Here is a 13,047-nt window from a genome sequence, read left to right as displayed (position 1 = left end):
ATTGAACGTTTAATGCGCGGAAAATATTGCCTCGACTCAAGTTGCATTCTTCCCGCGTCGATAACGCGCAGGTGGCAACGCGAAAAAGGCACGCGAAGCATCGCAGGAAGTCAGTGCCCCGGCAGCAAGGCGACAGCCCGCCGCGCCGCCGGGGATCTTCGAAAGCCGTTGAAGTTCGTCGCCGGAAGCATTGCCGGGATCAACGGGCGTACCGGTTTCCACCGGAGTTACTGGGGCAACCATGCTCTATCAAATTCACGAATTCCAACGCGCCATGCTGTCTCCCCTCACAGCATGGGCCCAGGCAGCATCGAAATCCTTCGTCAACCCGGCCAGTCCGCTCGCCTATGTGCCGGGTTCGAGCCGTCTCGCCGCAGGCTACGAACTGCTCTACCGGCTGGGCAAGGACTATGAGAAGCCGGAGTTCAATCTTCATCAGATCGTCAAGGACGGTCACAACATTCCGATCGTCGAGCAGACGGTGATCGAGAAGCCGTTCTGCCGCCTCCTGCGCTTCAAGCGCTTCGCGGACGACAGCGCCACCGTCACCAAGCTGAAGAACGAGCCGATCGTGCTCGTGTGCGCGCCGCTCTCGGGCCACCATTCGACGCTTTTGCGCGATACGGTCAAAACGCTCTTGCAGGACCACAAGGTGTACATCACCGACTGGATCGACGCGCGCATGGTCCCGACCGAGAACGGCCCGTTCCATCTGGACGATTATGTCGAGTACATCCAGGAGTTCATCCGTCATATCGGCGCGAAGGACCTGCACGTCATTTCGGTGTGCCAGCCGACCGTGCCGGTGCTCGCCGCCATTTCGCTGATGGCGAGCCGCGGCGAAGACACGCCGCGCACGATGACGATGATGGGCGGCCCGATCGACGCGCGCCGCAGCCCGACCTCCGTCAATTCGCTCGCGAACGAGCACTCGTATGAGTGGTTCGAGAACAACGTCATCTACACGGTGCCGGCAAACTATCCCGGCGTCGGGCGCAAGGTCTATCCGGGCTTCCTGCAGCACGCGGGCTTCGTCGCGATGAATCCCGAGCGCCATCTCACGGCCCATTGGGACTTCTATCAAAATCTGCTGCGCGGCGACGATGAGGACGCCGAGCAACATCGCCGTTTCTACGACGAATACAACGCCGTGCTCGACATGGCCGCCGAGTACTACCTCGAAACGATCCGCATCGTGTTCCAGGAATTCCGGCTCGCCGAAGGCACATGGGAAGTCAACGACGAGCTCGTGCGTCCGCAGGACATCAAGCACACGGCGCTTTTCACGATCGAAGGCGAACTCGACGACATCTCCGGCAGCGGCCAGACCCGCGCCGCCCACGATCTGTGCACCGGCATTCCGGAGAAGCACAAGCGCCATTTCACGGCGGAAAAGGCCGGCCACTACGGCATTTTTTCGGGCCGCCGCTGGCGCACGATGGTGTATCCGCAATTGCGCGAGTTCATTCTCGAGCACGACAAGACGCCGAAGACCGAAGCCGTTCCGGCCTAAGGTACGAGCGGTACGAACGCACGAACGCGCCGGTACCGATTCCATCGCGGCAAACAAAAACGTCGCGCCTTGCAAAGGGCGCGACGTTTTTTCTTCCGACCGCGTCGATTCAGCGGCGCGTCAAAAAGGCCAGCAGCAACTCGGTATTCATCCGCACGATCTGCTCGCGCTGCGCCTGCTCGCTGAAATCGAGCCCGAAAGTCGCTTCCAGCGTGAAGCGATTCGAAACGATGTAATAACCGAGTCCCGACAGGATGATGTAGAACTTGAGCGGATCGACGTCGGTGCGAAACAGTCCGGCTTTCTGACCGCGATCGAGAATGGCCGTGAGCGTCGCGACGATCGGCGAAATGAGCTCGCGTATTCGATTCGATCCTTTGATATATCTCGCCTCGTGCAAATTCTCGTTGTTGATGAGGCGCAGCAACTCCGGATGATCCCGGTAGTAATCCCAGACGAAATGCGCGAGACGCGTCATCGCTTCGATAGGCGCAATGCCGTCGAGTTCGAGCGTGCGTTCCGCTTCGACGAGCGCCGATAGCGCATGTTCGAGCACGGCGGTGAATAACTGCTCTTTGCTACCGAAGTAGTAATAGAGCATGCGCTCATTGGTCTCCGCCCGACGCGCAATCTGATCGACACGGGCGCCGAACAAGCCACCGGCCGCGAACTCTTCTGCGGCGGCAAGCAAAATACGGCGCCGGGTGCCTTCAGGATCTCTTTTGATTTTCGGCTGATTCATGGTGGCATGACTCGGGAGCCGCGTTGCCGGATTAGCGTCACGCGGCCCGCATTGGGTACATGACGTGAACGGGCGCTGCCCAGGGTTATTGGGAAACACCGTCCTGCGGTCAAACGGAAAAGCGCTTCGATTATGCGCACATCGAAAGGACGTTGGCAATTGGGAGTAGAAGCCATTCGGCACGACTGTTGACGACTTCGGCGATAATGTCGATCAAAGCCGAGCGTGCGCCCGCGAAACGGGACGCGCGCCGAACAGGCAGCGTGCCCGTCGTCGTGGACGCCGAAGCGTTTTCCTCGCATCCGAAGCGCACCGCGCGATTCCCAACGCGATCTTCGCCCACGCTGCGCCAGTCCCCAAGGCATCATCGCAATTCCTCGTGACCGCAACCTTTTCCAAGACGCTCGCCGAGCGCATCGAAGACCTGCTGCCGCAGACGCAATGCACCAAGTGCGGCTACCCGGCCTGCCGGCCCTACGCCGACGCCATCGCCGCGGGCGAGGCGAGCTATAACCGGTGCCCGCCGGGTGGCGCCGAAGGTGTCGCGCGTCTCGCCGCGCTGCTGGGCGCGCCCGATATACCGCTCGATACGACGCATGGCGTCGAGCGCGCACGGCCCGTCGCGGTGATCGACGAGAACGTGTGCATCGGCTGCACGCTGTGCATGCAGGCGTGTCCGGTCGATGCGATCGTCGGCGCCGCGAAGCAGATGCACACGGTCATCGCCGAACTGTGCACGGGTTGCGATCTGTGCGTGCCGCCCTGCCCCGTCGATTGCATCGCGATGGTGCCCGTGACCGGCGATCGCACCGGCTGGGACGCGTGGAGTCAGGAACAAGCCGATGCTGCGCGCGCCCGGCACGACCGCCGCGTGGCACGTCTGGAGCGCGAGCGCGCCGAGGCGCAGGCACGCGCGAGCGCGCGTCAGGCCGCGCGGGCGGCGCAAACAGCGCAAGCGACGCAGGCCACGCACGAAGCGCAGCCCGCGAGCGACGATCCGGAAGCGAAGAAACGCGCGATCATCCAGGCCGCGCTGGAGCGCGCGCGCAAGAAGAAAGAAGAGATGGCGAAGCTCGGCGCCGGTCCCAAGAACACGGCTCACGTGAGCGCGGCCGTGCAGGCGCAGATCGACGAAGCGGAAGCGCGCCGCCGCCGTCTTGGCATTACGGACGACGCAAACGCGTCCCATCCCGATAAAGGCGATAAACCCGCGTAAGAACGGACATCGAATCATGAACGCCACGAAGCGCCGCGCGATCTACGAGACCTTGCAGAGCCTGAATCCGCACCCGGTGACCGAGCTCGAATACACGACGCCGTTCGAACTGCTGATCGCCGTAATGCTCTCCGCGCAGGCCACCGACGTCTCCGTCAACAAGGCGATGCGCAAGATGTTTCCCGTCGCCAACACGCCGGCAACGGTGCTCGCGCTCGGCGAGGAAGGCGTAGCGGAATACATCCGCACGATCGGGCTGTATCGCACGAAGGCGAAGAACGTGATCGCGACGTGCCGCATGCTCGTCGAGCAGCACGGCGGCGAGGTGCCGGACAATCGCGAGGCGCTGGAAGCGCTGCCGGGCGTCGGCCGCAAGACCGCGAACGTCGTGCTGAACATCGCGTTCGGGCAGCCGTCTATCGCCGTCGATACGCACATCTTTCGCGTCGCGAATCGCACCGGGCTCGCGCCGGGCAAGGACGTGCGCGCCGTCGAAACCGCGCTCGAGAAATTCACGCCGAAGGAATTTCTGCACGACGCGCATCACTGGCTGATCCTGCATGGACGCTATGTCTGCAAGGCGCGCGTGCCGGAATGCTGGCATTGCGCGATCGAGCCGCTCTGCGAGTATCGGCCGAAGACGCCCGCGCCCGTCGAATGAAGAGGGTTTGGGCAGAACCTGCGCATCGCGGTCTACAATAGCGGATTCAGAAACCCGCAATCGAATCAATACGTTATGTTCAACCCCAGCCGCGACGAAGTTCGCCAGTTCTTCACCGAAACGTGGCGCAAGGAGCGCGCCGGCGAGATTCTGACGCCGCTCGAAAGCATGGCCGCCGACTGGATCGGCGAGCATCCGGAATATCACGACGCGCTCGTGAACCCCGAATCGCGCGAAGCCGATTACTCGCCCGATCGCGGTCAGACGAACCCGTTTCTGCATCTGTCGATGCATCTCGCGATCAGCGAGCAGCTTTCGATCGATCAGCCGCCGGGCATCCGCCGCGCGCACGACAGGCTCGTCGCACGCCTCGGCTCGCCGCACGACGCGCAGCACGCGATCATGGATTGCCTCGGCCAGATCATCTGGGAAGCGCAGCGCTCCGGCACCCCGCCCGACACCGACGCCTATCTCGCGCTGATCGAGCGCCGTGCTTCGCGCGACTAAGCATCGAAACTGGACGCATCAAGCAAAACACCCCGCTTCGAGCGGGGTGTTTCGTTGTGCGGATTGCGGGAGAAATCGCGCTTACTTCTTCAGCACGAGACTGCCATCGAGCGATTCGATGTATGCCGCGAGATCCTTCAGATCGCTCTGCGACAGGTTCTGCACCTGCGCCGCCATGATGGCGTTGTTGCGTCCGAAGTTCGGGTTGTTGCCGCCGATCTGATACTGCCGCAGCGCCCAGTAGATGTACGTCGCGTGCTGACCCGCGAGACGCGGATACTCGCCGCTCACCGGCTTGTTCAGACCGGGACCGTGACAGGCCGCGCAGTTGTGGCTGTCGGAAAGCGCCTTGCCGTTTGCGACATCGGCTGCGTGCGCGCTGCCGAACGCCGTCATGCCGATGAGCGCCGCTGCGGCGCTCGCTGCCTTGAAGCTTGAGTGAAGTGCCTTGGACGGCTTCATGAATTCTCCTTCCCGTTGTCGCTTTGCGTTCACGCGCGGATCACTTGTCGGGATTGTTCTTCGATTGGGGAGTCTGCGCAGCGTAGTACGCGGCGATATCGGCGATATCCTGATCCGACAGCGTCGTCGCGATGGCGCGCATCGTGTCGAAATGACGGTCGCCCTTCTTGTAGGCATGCAGCGCATTGGCGATGTACTGCGCGTTCTGGCCGCCCAGCATCGGCACTTCGTACACCTCGGGGTACGCGGTGCGATAGCCGGGGATGCCGTGGCAGCCGATGCACATCGCAACCTTGCCCTCTGCGGCCTTCGCGTTGCCGACGACGTCGGCCGACGCCTCACTCGCGAAGCCGGCGAGACCGGACAGCGCTGCAATCACGGCACATTTGCCGACGAAATTGTTCATAGCTCTTCTAACCTGGCTTGAGGGGAAATCCGGCGCTCACAAGGCCGCGGCCCGCGCCGAGCGCAATACAACCTTCTCGGGACTGTTTGCTGTTGCAGGGTCTGTCGCCACGCAGGCCAAAAAAATCGCGCTAATTGTACCGCGCGACCTACCCTCCGTCCACACGCGAACCGCGCCGAAGCCCTGCTGACAAGGGGAATCGGCTGAAAAGCAGCCGTTTGCCCTGCGACAATTCGTCCCTGTACACGCGATGAACCCGCTTGCGCGCACGCTTCACCCGCGCTCGGGCATGCAGCGTCGACCTGCCGATAAAGCGGCTCAAACGATACCGGGCGCGCCTCAATGCGGAAAGGTCTTCTGACTTATACTGGGATTTTTTTGCCAACCGGATCTTCGTCATGCGTTTCGAAGGCTCATCGCAATACGTCGCAACCGACGATCTCAAGCTCGCGGTGAACGCCGCGATGACGCTGCAACGGCCGCTGCTCATCAAGGGCGAACCGGGAACCGGCAAGACCATGCTCGCTGAGGAAGTTGCGGGAGCACTCGGCATGCCGCTTCTGCAGTGGCACATCAAATCGACGACGAAAGCCCAGCAAGGCCTGTACGAATACGACGCCGTCTCGCGCCTGCGCGATTCGCAGCTCGGCGACGAGCGCGTGAAGGACATCCGCAATTACATCGTCAAGGGCGTGCTGTGGCAGGCGTTCGAGTCGGACCAGCAGAGCGTGCTGCTCATCGACGAGATCGACAAGGCGGACATCGAATTTCCGAACGACTTGCTGCGCGAACTCGACCGCATGGAGTTCTACGTCTACGAGACGCGCGAGCTCGTGAAAGCGAAGCACAGGCCGCTCGTCATCATCACGTCGAATAACGAGAAGGAGTTGCCCGACGCGTTCCTGCGCCGCTGCTTCTTCCACTACATCAAGTTCCCGGACGCGGAGACGATGAAGGCCATCGTCGAGGTGCATTTTCCGAACATCAAGCAGGATCTGCTCGCCGCGGCGATGCAGAGCTTCTTCGAGCTGCGCCAGGTCTCGGGCCTGAAGAAGAAGCCGTCGACGTCCGAACTGCTCGACTGGCTCAAGCTGCTCCTGGCCGAAGACATTCCGCCCGAGGCGCTGCGCTCGTCGGATCAGAAACAGATCGTGCCGCCGCTGCACGGCGCGTTGCTCAAGAACGAACAGGACGTCGCGCTCTTCGAGCGGCTGCTGTTCATGAACCGCAACCATCGCTGATAACGACATGAGCCGCTGGATCGAACCCGTCACGCTGCAAGGCGAACACGTCAGGCTCGTGCCGCTCACGCCCGAGCACGAGCAGGCCCTCACGGCCGCTGCGAGCGATGGCCAATTGTGGAAGCTCTGGTACACCTTCGTGCCGCCGCCCGACAAGACGCGCGCCTATATCGACACCGCGCTCGACATGCGCGACCGCTCGGGCGCGCATCCGTTCGCGGTGATCGATGCGAAGAGCGGCGACATCGTCGGATCGACGCGTTACTTCAACGTCGACGAAGCGAATCGTCGGCTGGAGATCGGGCATACGTGGTATGCGAAGCGCGTGCAGAAGACCGCGCTCAACACCGAAGCCAAACTGCTGCTGCTCACGCACGCCTTCGACAGGCTCGATGCCATCGCCGTCGAATTCCGGACGCATTTCATGAACCACGCGTCGCGCACGGCGATCGCGCGGCTCGGCGCGAAGCAGGACGGCATTCTGCGCAATCATCAGGTCGGCAAGGACGGCGTGTTGCGCGACACCGTCGTGTTTTCGATCATCCGCTCGGAATGGCCGGCGGTGCGCGCCAATCTGAATTTCCGGCTCGAACGTTAAGCACGATGGAGAGCGCGCCATGCTGATCGACTTCTTCTACTCGCTGCGCGACGCGAAGCTGCCCGTTTCGGTGAAGGAATATCTGACCTTGCTCGAAGGGCTGAAGGCGCAGGTCATTTCGCCGTCGCTCGACGAGTTCTATTTCCTCGCCCGCATGACGCTCGTGAAGGACGAGAAGTACTTCGACAAGTTCGATCGCGCGTTCGGCGCGTATTTCCACGGCCTGACGCAGCTTCCCGACGAAGTCTTCGACATTCCGCTCGACTGGCTCAGGAAGCGGCTCGAACGCGAATTCACGGCGGAAGAAAAGAAGCGCATCGAGGCGCTGGGCGGCCTCGACAAGCTCATGGAACGCCTGAAGGAACTGATGGACGAGCAGAAGGAGCGTCACGAAGGCGGCAACAAATGGATCGGCACGGGCGGCACGTCGCCCTTCGGGCATGGCGGCTACAACCCGGAAGGCATTCGCATCGGCGGGGAATCGGCGGGGAACCGCACCGCCGTGAAAGTGTGGGACGAGCGCGCGTACAAGGATTACGACGATCAGGTCGAAATCGGCACGCGCAACATCAAGGTCGCGCTGCGGCGCTTGCGGCGCTTCGCGCGCGAAGGCGCGAACGAAGAGCTCGATCTGCCCGGCACGATCCGCAGCACCGCCGCCAACGCCGGCTGGCTCGATCTCAAGATGGTGCCCGAGCGCCACAACAACGTGAAAGTGCTGATGCTGCTCGACGTCGGCGGCTCGATGGACGATCACATCAAGCGCGTCGAAGAGTTGTTCTCGGCGGCGAAGGCCGAGTTCAAGCATCTCGAGTTCTACTACTTCCACAACTGCGTGTACGACTATTTGTGGAAGAACAACCGCCGCCGTCACACCGAGCGCACGCCGACCTTCGACGTGCTGCACAGGTTCACGCCGGACTACAAGCTGATCTTCGTCGGCGACGCCACCATGAGTCCCTACGAAGTGCTGCAGCCGGGCGGCTCCGTCGAATACAACAATGCCGAGGCCGGCGCGGTGTGGTTGCGCCGTCTCGCGGATCAATTCCCGCATCACGCATGGCTCAATCCCGAGCCCGAGCGGCTATGGGAATATCGCCAGTCGATCTCCGCGATCCGCAACGTGCTCGGCAATCGCATGTATCCGCTGACGATGGCCGGCCTCGAAACCGCCATGCGCGCCCTGTCGAAGTAATCGAGACACCCGAATGAAAGCTTCCGCTCCGGCGCCCGCCGCGCCGCGTTTCCTCTTTGATACGTCGCTCTCCACGATCGTCGCCGGTTTCGTCGCGATGATGACCGGCTACACCAGTTCACTCGTCCTGATGTTCCAGGCGGGCCAGGCCGCGCATTTGTCCGATGCGCAGATTTCCTCGTGGATCTGGGCGCTCTCGATGGGCATGGCGGTCTGCACGATCGGCCTGTCGCTGCGCTATCGCGCGCCGATCGTCGTCGCATGGTCGACGCCGGGCGCGGCGCTGCTCGTCTCGTCGCTGCCGAACGTCGCCTACGCCGATGCGATCGGCGCGTTCATCGTCTGCGCGGTGCTCTTGACCGCCGTCGGCCTGACCGGCTGGTTCGACACGCTGATGAAGCGCATTCCGTCGGGCATCGCCGCCGCGCTGCTCGCGGGCATCCTGTTCGAGATCGGCATCGAGATTTTTCGCGCCGCCGAGCATCGCACCTCGCTCGTCATCGTGATGTTTTTCACGTATCTCACCGGCAAGCGCTTCCTGCCGCGCTACGCGATCCCGGCGACGCTCGTCGTCGGCATCGCGGTCGCGGGCGCGCTCGGGCTGCTCGACTTTTCGCGCTTTCATGTGGCGCTCGCGCATCCCGTCTTCACGATGCCCGCGTTCTCGATCGCCTCGGCGATCAGCATCGGCATTCCGCTTTTCGTCGTCGCGATGGCCTCGCAAAACGTGCCAGGCATCGCCGTGTTGCGCGCCGATGGCTACACGACGCCTTCCGCCCCGCTCATCTCGACGACCGGCCTCGCGTCGCTCGTGCTCGCGCCGTTCGGCTCGCACGGCGTGAATCTCGCCGCCATCACCGCCGCGATCTGCACCGGCCGCGAGGCGCACGAGAATCGCGACAAGCGCTACACGGCGGCCGTCTGGTGCGGCGTGTTCTATCTGCTCGCGGGCACGTTCGGCGCGACCATCGCGGCGCTGTTCGCGGCGTTTCCGAAGGAGCTCGTCGTGTCGGTGGCGGCGCTCGCCCTCTTCGGCTCGATCATGAGCGGCCTCGCCAACGCGATGCAGGACGCGCGTCAACGCGAGCCCGCGCTCGTCACGTTCATGGTGACGGCGTCGGGCCTCACGCTGCTGTCGATCGGCTCCGCGTTCTGGGGCTTGATCGCGGGCGTTGTGACGCATGTCGTGCTCAATGCCAGACGCGCCTGACGCAGCCTACAATGGCGGAATCGGCCCCGATTTCCGGCCGATGCTTCCGCAATCGTTTTTGGCATTTCCGTCATGGCTTTGATCGACAGACTGCTGGCGCGCTCCACGCCGCCTGGCACCGCACCTAAGCGCAAGACGATCGTGCGCGTGCTGCTCGACGACGCCGGGCACGTCCAGGACGTCGTCCTGAAGATGAACTGCGGCGATCCGGCGAAAGACGCGCACGCGCTCGACGAAGTGCGCAAGATGCGTTTCGCGCGCGGCCAGTTGGGCTCGGGCACGGTGCGGCGCTGGCACGAGCTCGCTTACGCGGCCGATTGAACGCGACTGAACGCGCTTGGACGCGATTGAACGCGCGAGGCGGCGCGCCGGTCGAATTCCGGCACGCCGCGTGCGTGCGCGCACGGTATCAGCGCGTTCGCCGCGCTCGGGACTAGAATGGGAAAATGAATTCAGGGGCGCGCCGCGCGAACGAAGTCGCCGCGCGGCGTCGCAATCATGGGCAATCCGCGGGTTGTTTACCGCAATTTGACAAGACGCCACGCGTCTGAGACTCGACATGACATCCGCTCTCGACCAGCTCAAGCAATACACGACCGTCGTCGCCGACACGGGCGACTTCCAGCAATTCATCGCATTCAAGCCGCAGGACGCGACGACCAATCCGTCGCTGATCCTGAAGGCCGTCCAGAAGGACGACTACAAGCCGCTGCTCGAAAAGACCGTCAAGGAGCACGCGAAGAAGCCGATGCCGCAGATCATCGACAATCTGCTCGTCGCGTTCGGCACCGAGATTCTCAAGATCATTCCGGGCCGCGTGTCCACCGAAGTCGACGCGCGCCTGTCGTTCGACACGAAAGCGTCCATCGACAAGGCGCACGACATCATCAAGCTGTACGAGAACGCGGGCATCAGTCGTGATCGCGTGCTGATCAAGCTGGCGTCGACGTGGGAAGGCATCCGCGCGGCCGAAGTGCTGCAGAAGGAAGGCATTCACTGCAACATGACGCTGCTCTTCTCGCTCGCGCAAGCGGTCGCGTGCGCCGAAGCGGGCGCGCAGCTTATTTCGCCGTTCGTCGGCCGCATCTACGACTGGTACAAGAAGTCGGCCGGCGCGGAATGGGACGAAGTGAAAAACGGCGGCGCGAACGATCCGGGCGTGCAGTCGGTGCGCCGCATCTACTCGTACTACAAGAAGTTCGGCTACAAGACGGAAGTCATGGGCGCGAGCTTCCGCACGGTGAGTCAGATCACCGAACTGGCGGGCTGCGACCTGCTCACGATCAGCCCCGATCTGCTGAAGAAACTCGCCGACAGCAACGAAAAGGTCGAGCGCAAGCTCTCGCCGGAGAGCGTGAAGAACGAGAACGTGGAGAAGATCGCCGTCGACGAGCCGACGTTCCGCTTCCTCGTCAACGACGACGCCATGGCGACCGAAAAGCTCGCGGAAGGCATCCGCGCTTTCGCCGCCGATGCGATCAAGCTCGAAAAGCTGATCACCGCGCTGCAATAAGCGCGCTGAAAACAGAACCGCGAATCGCGCCGGATCACTGGTGCGATTTGCGGTTTTTTCCATTTCGCTGCTTCTTGACGTAATTTGACCGTTTCCGAGTCGACGTAGGACGCCGTTGCAATAGACTTTCGGGCTCTGGCGGCATGTCCGCTTTATATGCACGGAGTCATTCGGTCATGCAACTGGATACCTATATCTTCTACAACGGCGACTGCGCCGAGGCGCTCGAACTCTATCAGGCCGCGTTCGGGGCGCAGATCGCCGCGCTGGTGCGCTTCCGCGATGCGCCGGACGGCGGCAACGCCCCGCCCGACTGGGCAGACAAGATCATGCATGCGGTATTCTGCGTCGGCCCGAACGCGATTCTGGTGTCCGACGGCCGCTATGGTCAGCCGCGCAAGGACTATTCGGGCTTCACGCTGTCGATCGCCGCGGACGACGCGCAATCCGGCGAGCGCATCTTCAACATGCTCGCCGAAGGCGGCAACGTGCTCACGCCGTGGCAATCCACGTTCTGGACACAAGGCTTCGGCATGCTGACGGATCGTTTCGGCGTGCCCTGGCTCATCAACGTGGTGCACGAAGCCGAAGTGCAGGCAGCCTGAGCATTCACTGCTTCATGGATTGAGCGGCCGCGCCCCTTCGATATTCCACTGCCGCTCGATTTCCGACAGCCGCATCCGCAAGCGATCCACCTGCTCGACGAAACGCATCGCGAGCCAGTGCATGCCCTGCGTCGTCGCGTTCTCGTCGTCGGCGGCGATCGATTGCGGCGCGCCCGACGCATCCATCGCGCGATACAGCAAACCGACGCGCCCGAAGCGCAGCGCGCGCGCCATCTGCAGGAGCTGTCCGCGCACCGCGTATTCGCCCGGCGAGCACGCAATCGCAAAACGGCTGGGCGTTGCGCCCGAGACTTCCGGCATCGACGTCACGAGCATTTCCAGCGCCGCGAGAATCGAGCGATGCAGGCGCTGGATCTCTTCCAGCCGCGCCATCGGCACATCGGTTTCCTTCGCGACCGACTCCATCAGCGCGCGCGCCTGCACGAGCCGCTGGCTCATCGCATACATGCGGCGCGCCGTGTCCTCGGCGACGAGCGGCGTGCCATCCAATAAAGCGCCGTAGATCCTCGCGCATTCGCGCAGATTGTCCGCGAGACGGTAGCGCCACGAATACGTCGCGTATTGCGGCAGCACGAACGAGAACGCGAGCGCGATCACGACGCCGATCATCACATTGGCCGTGCGCCACAAACCCGTGGAAAGCGGCAAGTCGCCGTGCCCGGAAACGATGACCATCGTGATCGCCGTGAGCAGCGCGACATAGCCCGGCTTGCCGATGGCGTAATACGCGCAGCCGCCCGCGACCAGGCACATCAGCACGAAGAACACCATCTGCGAGCCGGTCAGCGTCTCCGCGAGAATCAGCACGAGGCCGAAGCCCGCGCCGAGCGTCGTGCCGATGGCGCGTTCGGCGGCCTTCTTGCGGATGTTGCCGTAGTGCTGCAGCCCGCCGATCACGACGAGCACCGACACCGTCGCCCAGATGCCGTGCGGCATGTCGACGCCCGTCGTGACGGCGATCGACATCGCCACGGCAAGGCCGACGCGCAGCCCGTGGATCAGGTTCGCGTGCCGGTATCGGAAGTACGGCGACGTGACCCAGTGAACGAGGCGTGAGAGACGGCCGCGCCTGATTGACGTCGATGTCGGAGAAAGCATGGTTCGCTCACACGAAGGCTGTCCAAAAAAACGCCCGCAAAGGCGAGAAGCCTGTTACG

15 protein-coding genes are annotated in these 13,047 nt (G+C 63.0%); 11 read left to right on the top strand and 4 right to left on the bottom strand.

Annotated features, from left to right (window positions below; all coding sequences use genetic code 11):
• Positions 1 to 241: 241 nt before the first annotated feature.
• Positions 242 to 1,513 (top strand): polyhydroxyalkanoate depolymerase, encoded by a 1,272-nt coding sequence (locus tag NCR93_RS04585; RefSeq protein WP_008350671.1) that lies wholly within the window; start codon positions 242 to 244, stop codon positions 1,511 to 1,513.
• Positions 1,514 to 1,622: 109 nt separating this feature from the next.
• On the opposite strand, the gene NCR93_RS04580 is transcribed toward NCR93_RS04585, so the two are convergent.
• Positions 1,623 to 2,255 (bottom strand): TetR/AcrR family transcriptional regulator, encoded by a 633-nt coding sequence (locus NCR93_RS04580; protein ID WP_008350673.1) that lies wholly within the window; start codon positions 2,253 to 2,255, stop codon positions 1,623 to 1,625.
• 379 nt (positions 2,256 to 2,634) lie between these two features.
• Here NCR93_RS04580 and rsxB point away from each other — a divergent pair, with 379 nt between their 5' ends.
• From rsxB to NCR93_RS04565, 3 genes are all read left to right on the top strand, one after another.
• Entirely contained in the window at positions 2,635 to 3,471 is an 837-nt protein-coding gene (rsxB, locus tag NCR93_RS04575) for an electron transport complex subunit RsxB (protein ID WP_034471253.1), read from the top strand.
• A 16-nt stretch (positions 3,472 to 3,487) separates the two neighbouring features.
• On the top strand, positions 3,488 to 4,132 hold the full coding sequence (gene nth, locus NCR93_RS04570; RefSeq protein WP_008350681.1) for an endonuclease III: 645 nt from the start codon (positions 3,488 to 3,490) through the stop codon (positions 4,130 to 4,132).
• A gap of 75 nt (positions 4,133 to 4,207) precedes the next feature.
• On the top strand, positions 4,208 to 4,639 hold the full coding sequence (locus NCR93_RS04565) for a DUF1841 family protein (protein ID WP_008350683.1): 432 nt from the start codon (positions 4,208 to 4,210) through the stop codon (positions 4,637 to 4,639).
• Between the two features lie 81 nt (positions 4,640 to 4,720).
• On the opposite strand, the gene NCR93_RS04560 is transcribed toward NCR93_RS04565, so the two are convergent.
• On the bottom strand, positions 4,721 to 5,101 hold the full coding sequence (locus NCR93_RS04560) for a c-type cytochrome (protein ID WP_008350685.1): 381 nt from the start codon (positions 5,099 to 5,101) through the stop codon (positions 4,721 to 4,723).
• 40 nt (positions 5,102 to 5,141) lie between these two features.
• A complete protein-coding gene (locus tag NCR93_RS04555) occupies positions 5,142 to 5,507 on the bottom strand; it encodes a c-type cytochrome (protein WP_008350687.1) in 366 nt (121 codons plus the stop codon).
• A gap of 398 nt (positions 5,508 to 5,905) precedes the next feature.
• Here NCR93_RS04555 and NCR93_RS04550 point away from each other — a divergent pair, with 398 nt between their 5' ends.
• From NCR93_RS04550 to NCR93_RS04520, 7 genes are all read left to right on the top strand, one after another.
• The gene (locus NCR93_RS04550; RefSeq protein ID WP_008350690.1) at positions 5,906 to 6,748 is read left to right on the top strand and encodes an AAA family ATPase; all 843 of its coding nucleotides are present in this window, start codon (positions 5,906 to 5,908) and stop codon (positions 6,746 to 6,748) included.
• A gap of 7 nt (positions 6,749 to 6,755) precedes the next feature.
• On the top strand, positions 6,756 to 7,346 hold the full coding sequence (locus tag NCR93_RS04545; protein ID WP_008350692.1) for a GNAT family N-acetyltransferase: 591 nt from the start codon (positions 6,756 to 6,758) through the stop codon (positions 7,344 to 7,346).
• Positions 7,347 to 7,365: 19 nt separating this feature from the next.
• Positions 7,366 to 8,541: a vWA domain-containing protein gene (locus NCR93_RS04540; RefSeq protein WP_008350694.1), complete on the top strand. Its 1,176-nt coding sequence runs from the start codon at positions 7,366 to 7,368 to the stop codon at positions 8,539 to 8,541.
• Positions 8,542 to 8,554: 13 nt separating this feature from the next.
• Positions 8,555 to 9,751, top strand: a complete 1,197-nt coding sequence (locus tag NCR93_RS04535) for a benzoate/H(+) symporter BenE family transporter (protein ID WP_175981862.1) — start codon at positions 8,555 to 8,557, stop codon at positions 9,749 to 9,751.
• A 72-nt stretch (positions 9,752 to 9,823) separates the two neighbouring features.
• Complete coding sequence (locus NCR93_RS04530; protein ID WP_175981860.1) at positions 9,824 to 10,072, top strand: energy transducer TonB; 249 nt, start codon at positions 9,824 to 9,826, stop codon at positions 10,070 to 10,072.
• 238 nt (positions 10,073 to 10,310) lie between these two features.
• The gene (gene tal, locus NCR93_RS04525; protein WP_008350701.1) at positions 10,311 to 11,264 is read left to right on the top strand and encodes a transaldolase; all 954 of its coding nucleotides are present in this window, start codon (positions 10,311 to 10,313) and stop codon (positions 11,262 to 11,264) included.
• Positions 11,265 to 11,440: 176 nt separating this feature from the next.
• Positions 11,441 to 11,869, top strand: coding sequence for a VOC family protein (locus NCR93_RS04520; RefSeq protein WP_008350703.1), 429 nt, complete (start codon positions 11,441 to 11,443; stop codon positions 11,867 to 11,869).
• 12 nt (positions 11,870 to 11,881) lie between these two features.
• Here the strand turns inward: NCR93_RS04520 and NCR93_RS04515 are convergent, their stop codons facing one another.
• The gene (locus tag NCR93_RS04515; RefSeq protein ID WP_175981858.1) at positions 11,882 to 12,988 is read right to left on the bottom strand and encodes an FUSC family protein; all 1,107 of its coding nucleotides are present in this window, start codon (positions 12,986 to 12,988) and stop codon (positions 11,882 to 11,884) included.
• Between the last annotated feature and the right edge of the window lie 59 nt (positions 12,989 to 13,047).

The sequence above is a fragment of the Caballeronia sp. ATUFL_F1_KS39 genome, assembly GCF_023630985.1.
GTDB classification, from domain to species: Bacteria; Pseudomonadota; Gammaproteobacteria; order Burkholderiales; family Burkholderiaceae; genus Caballeronia; species Caballeronia zhejiangensis.
Note: the sequence above shows the minus strand (reverse complement) of the source record. Positions and strands in the feature narration are given on the sequence as shown.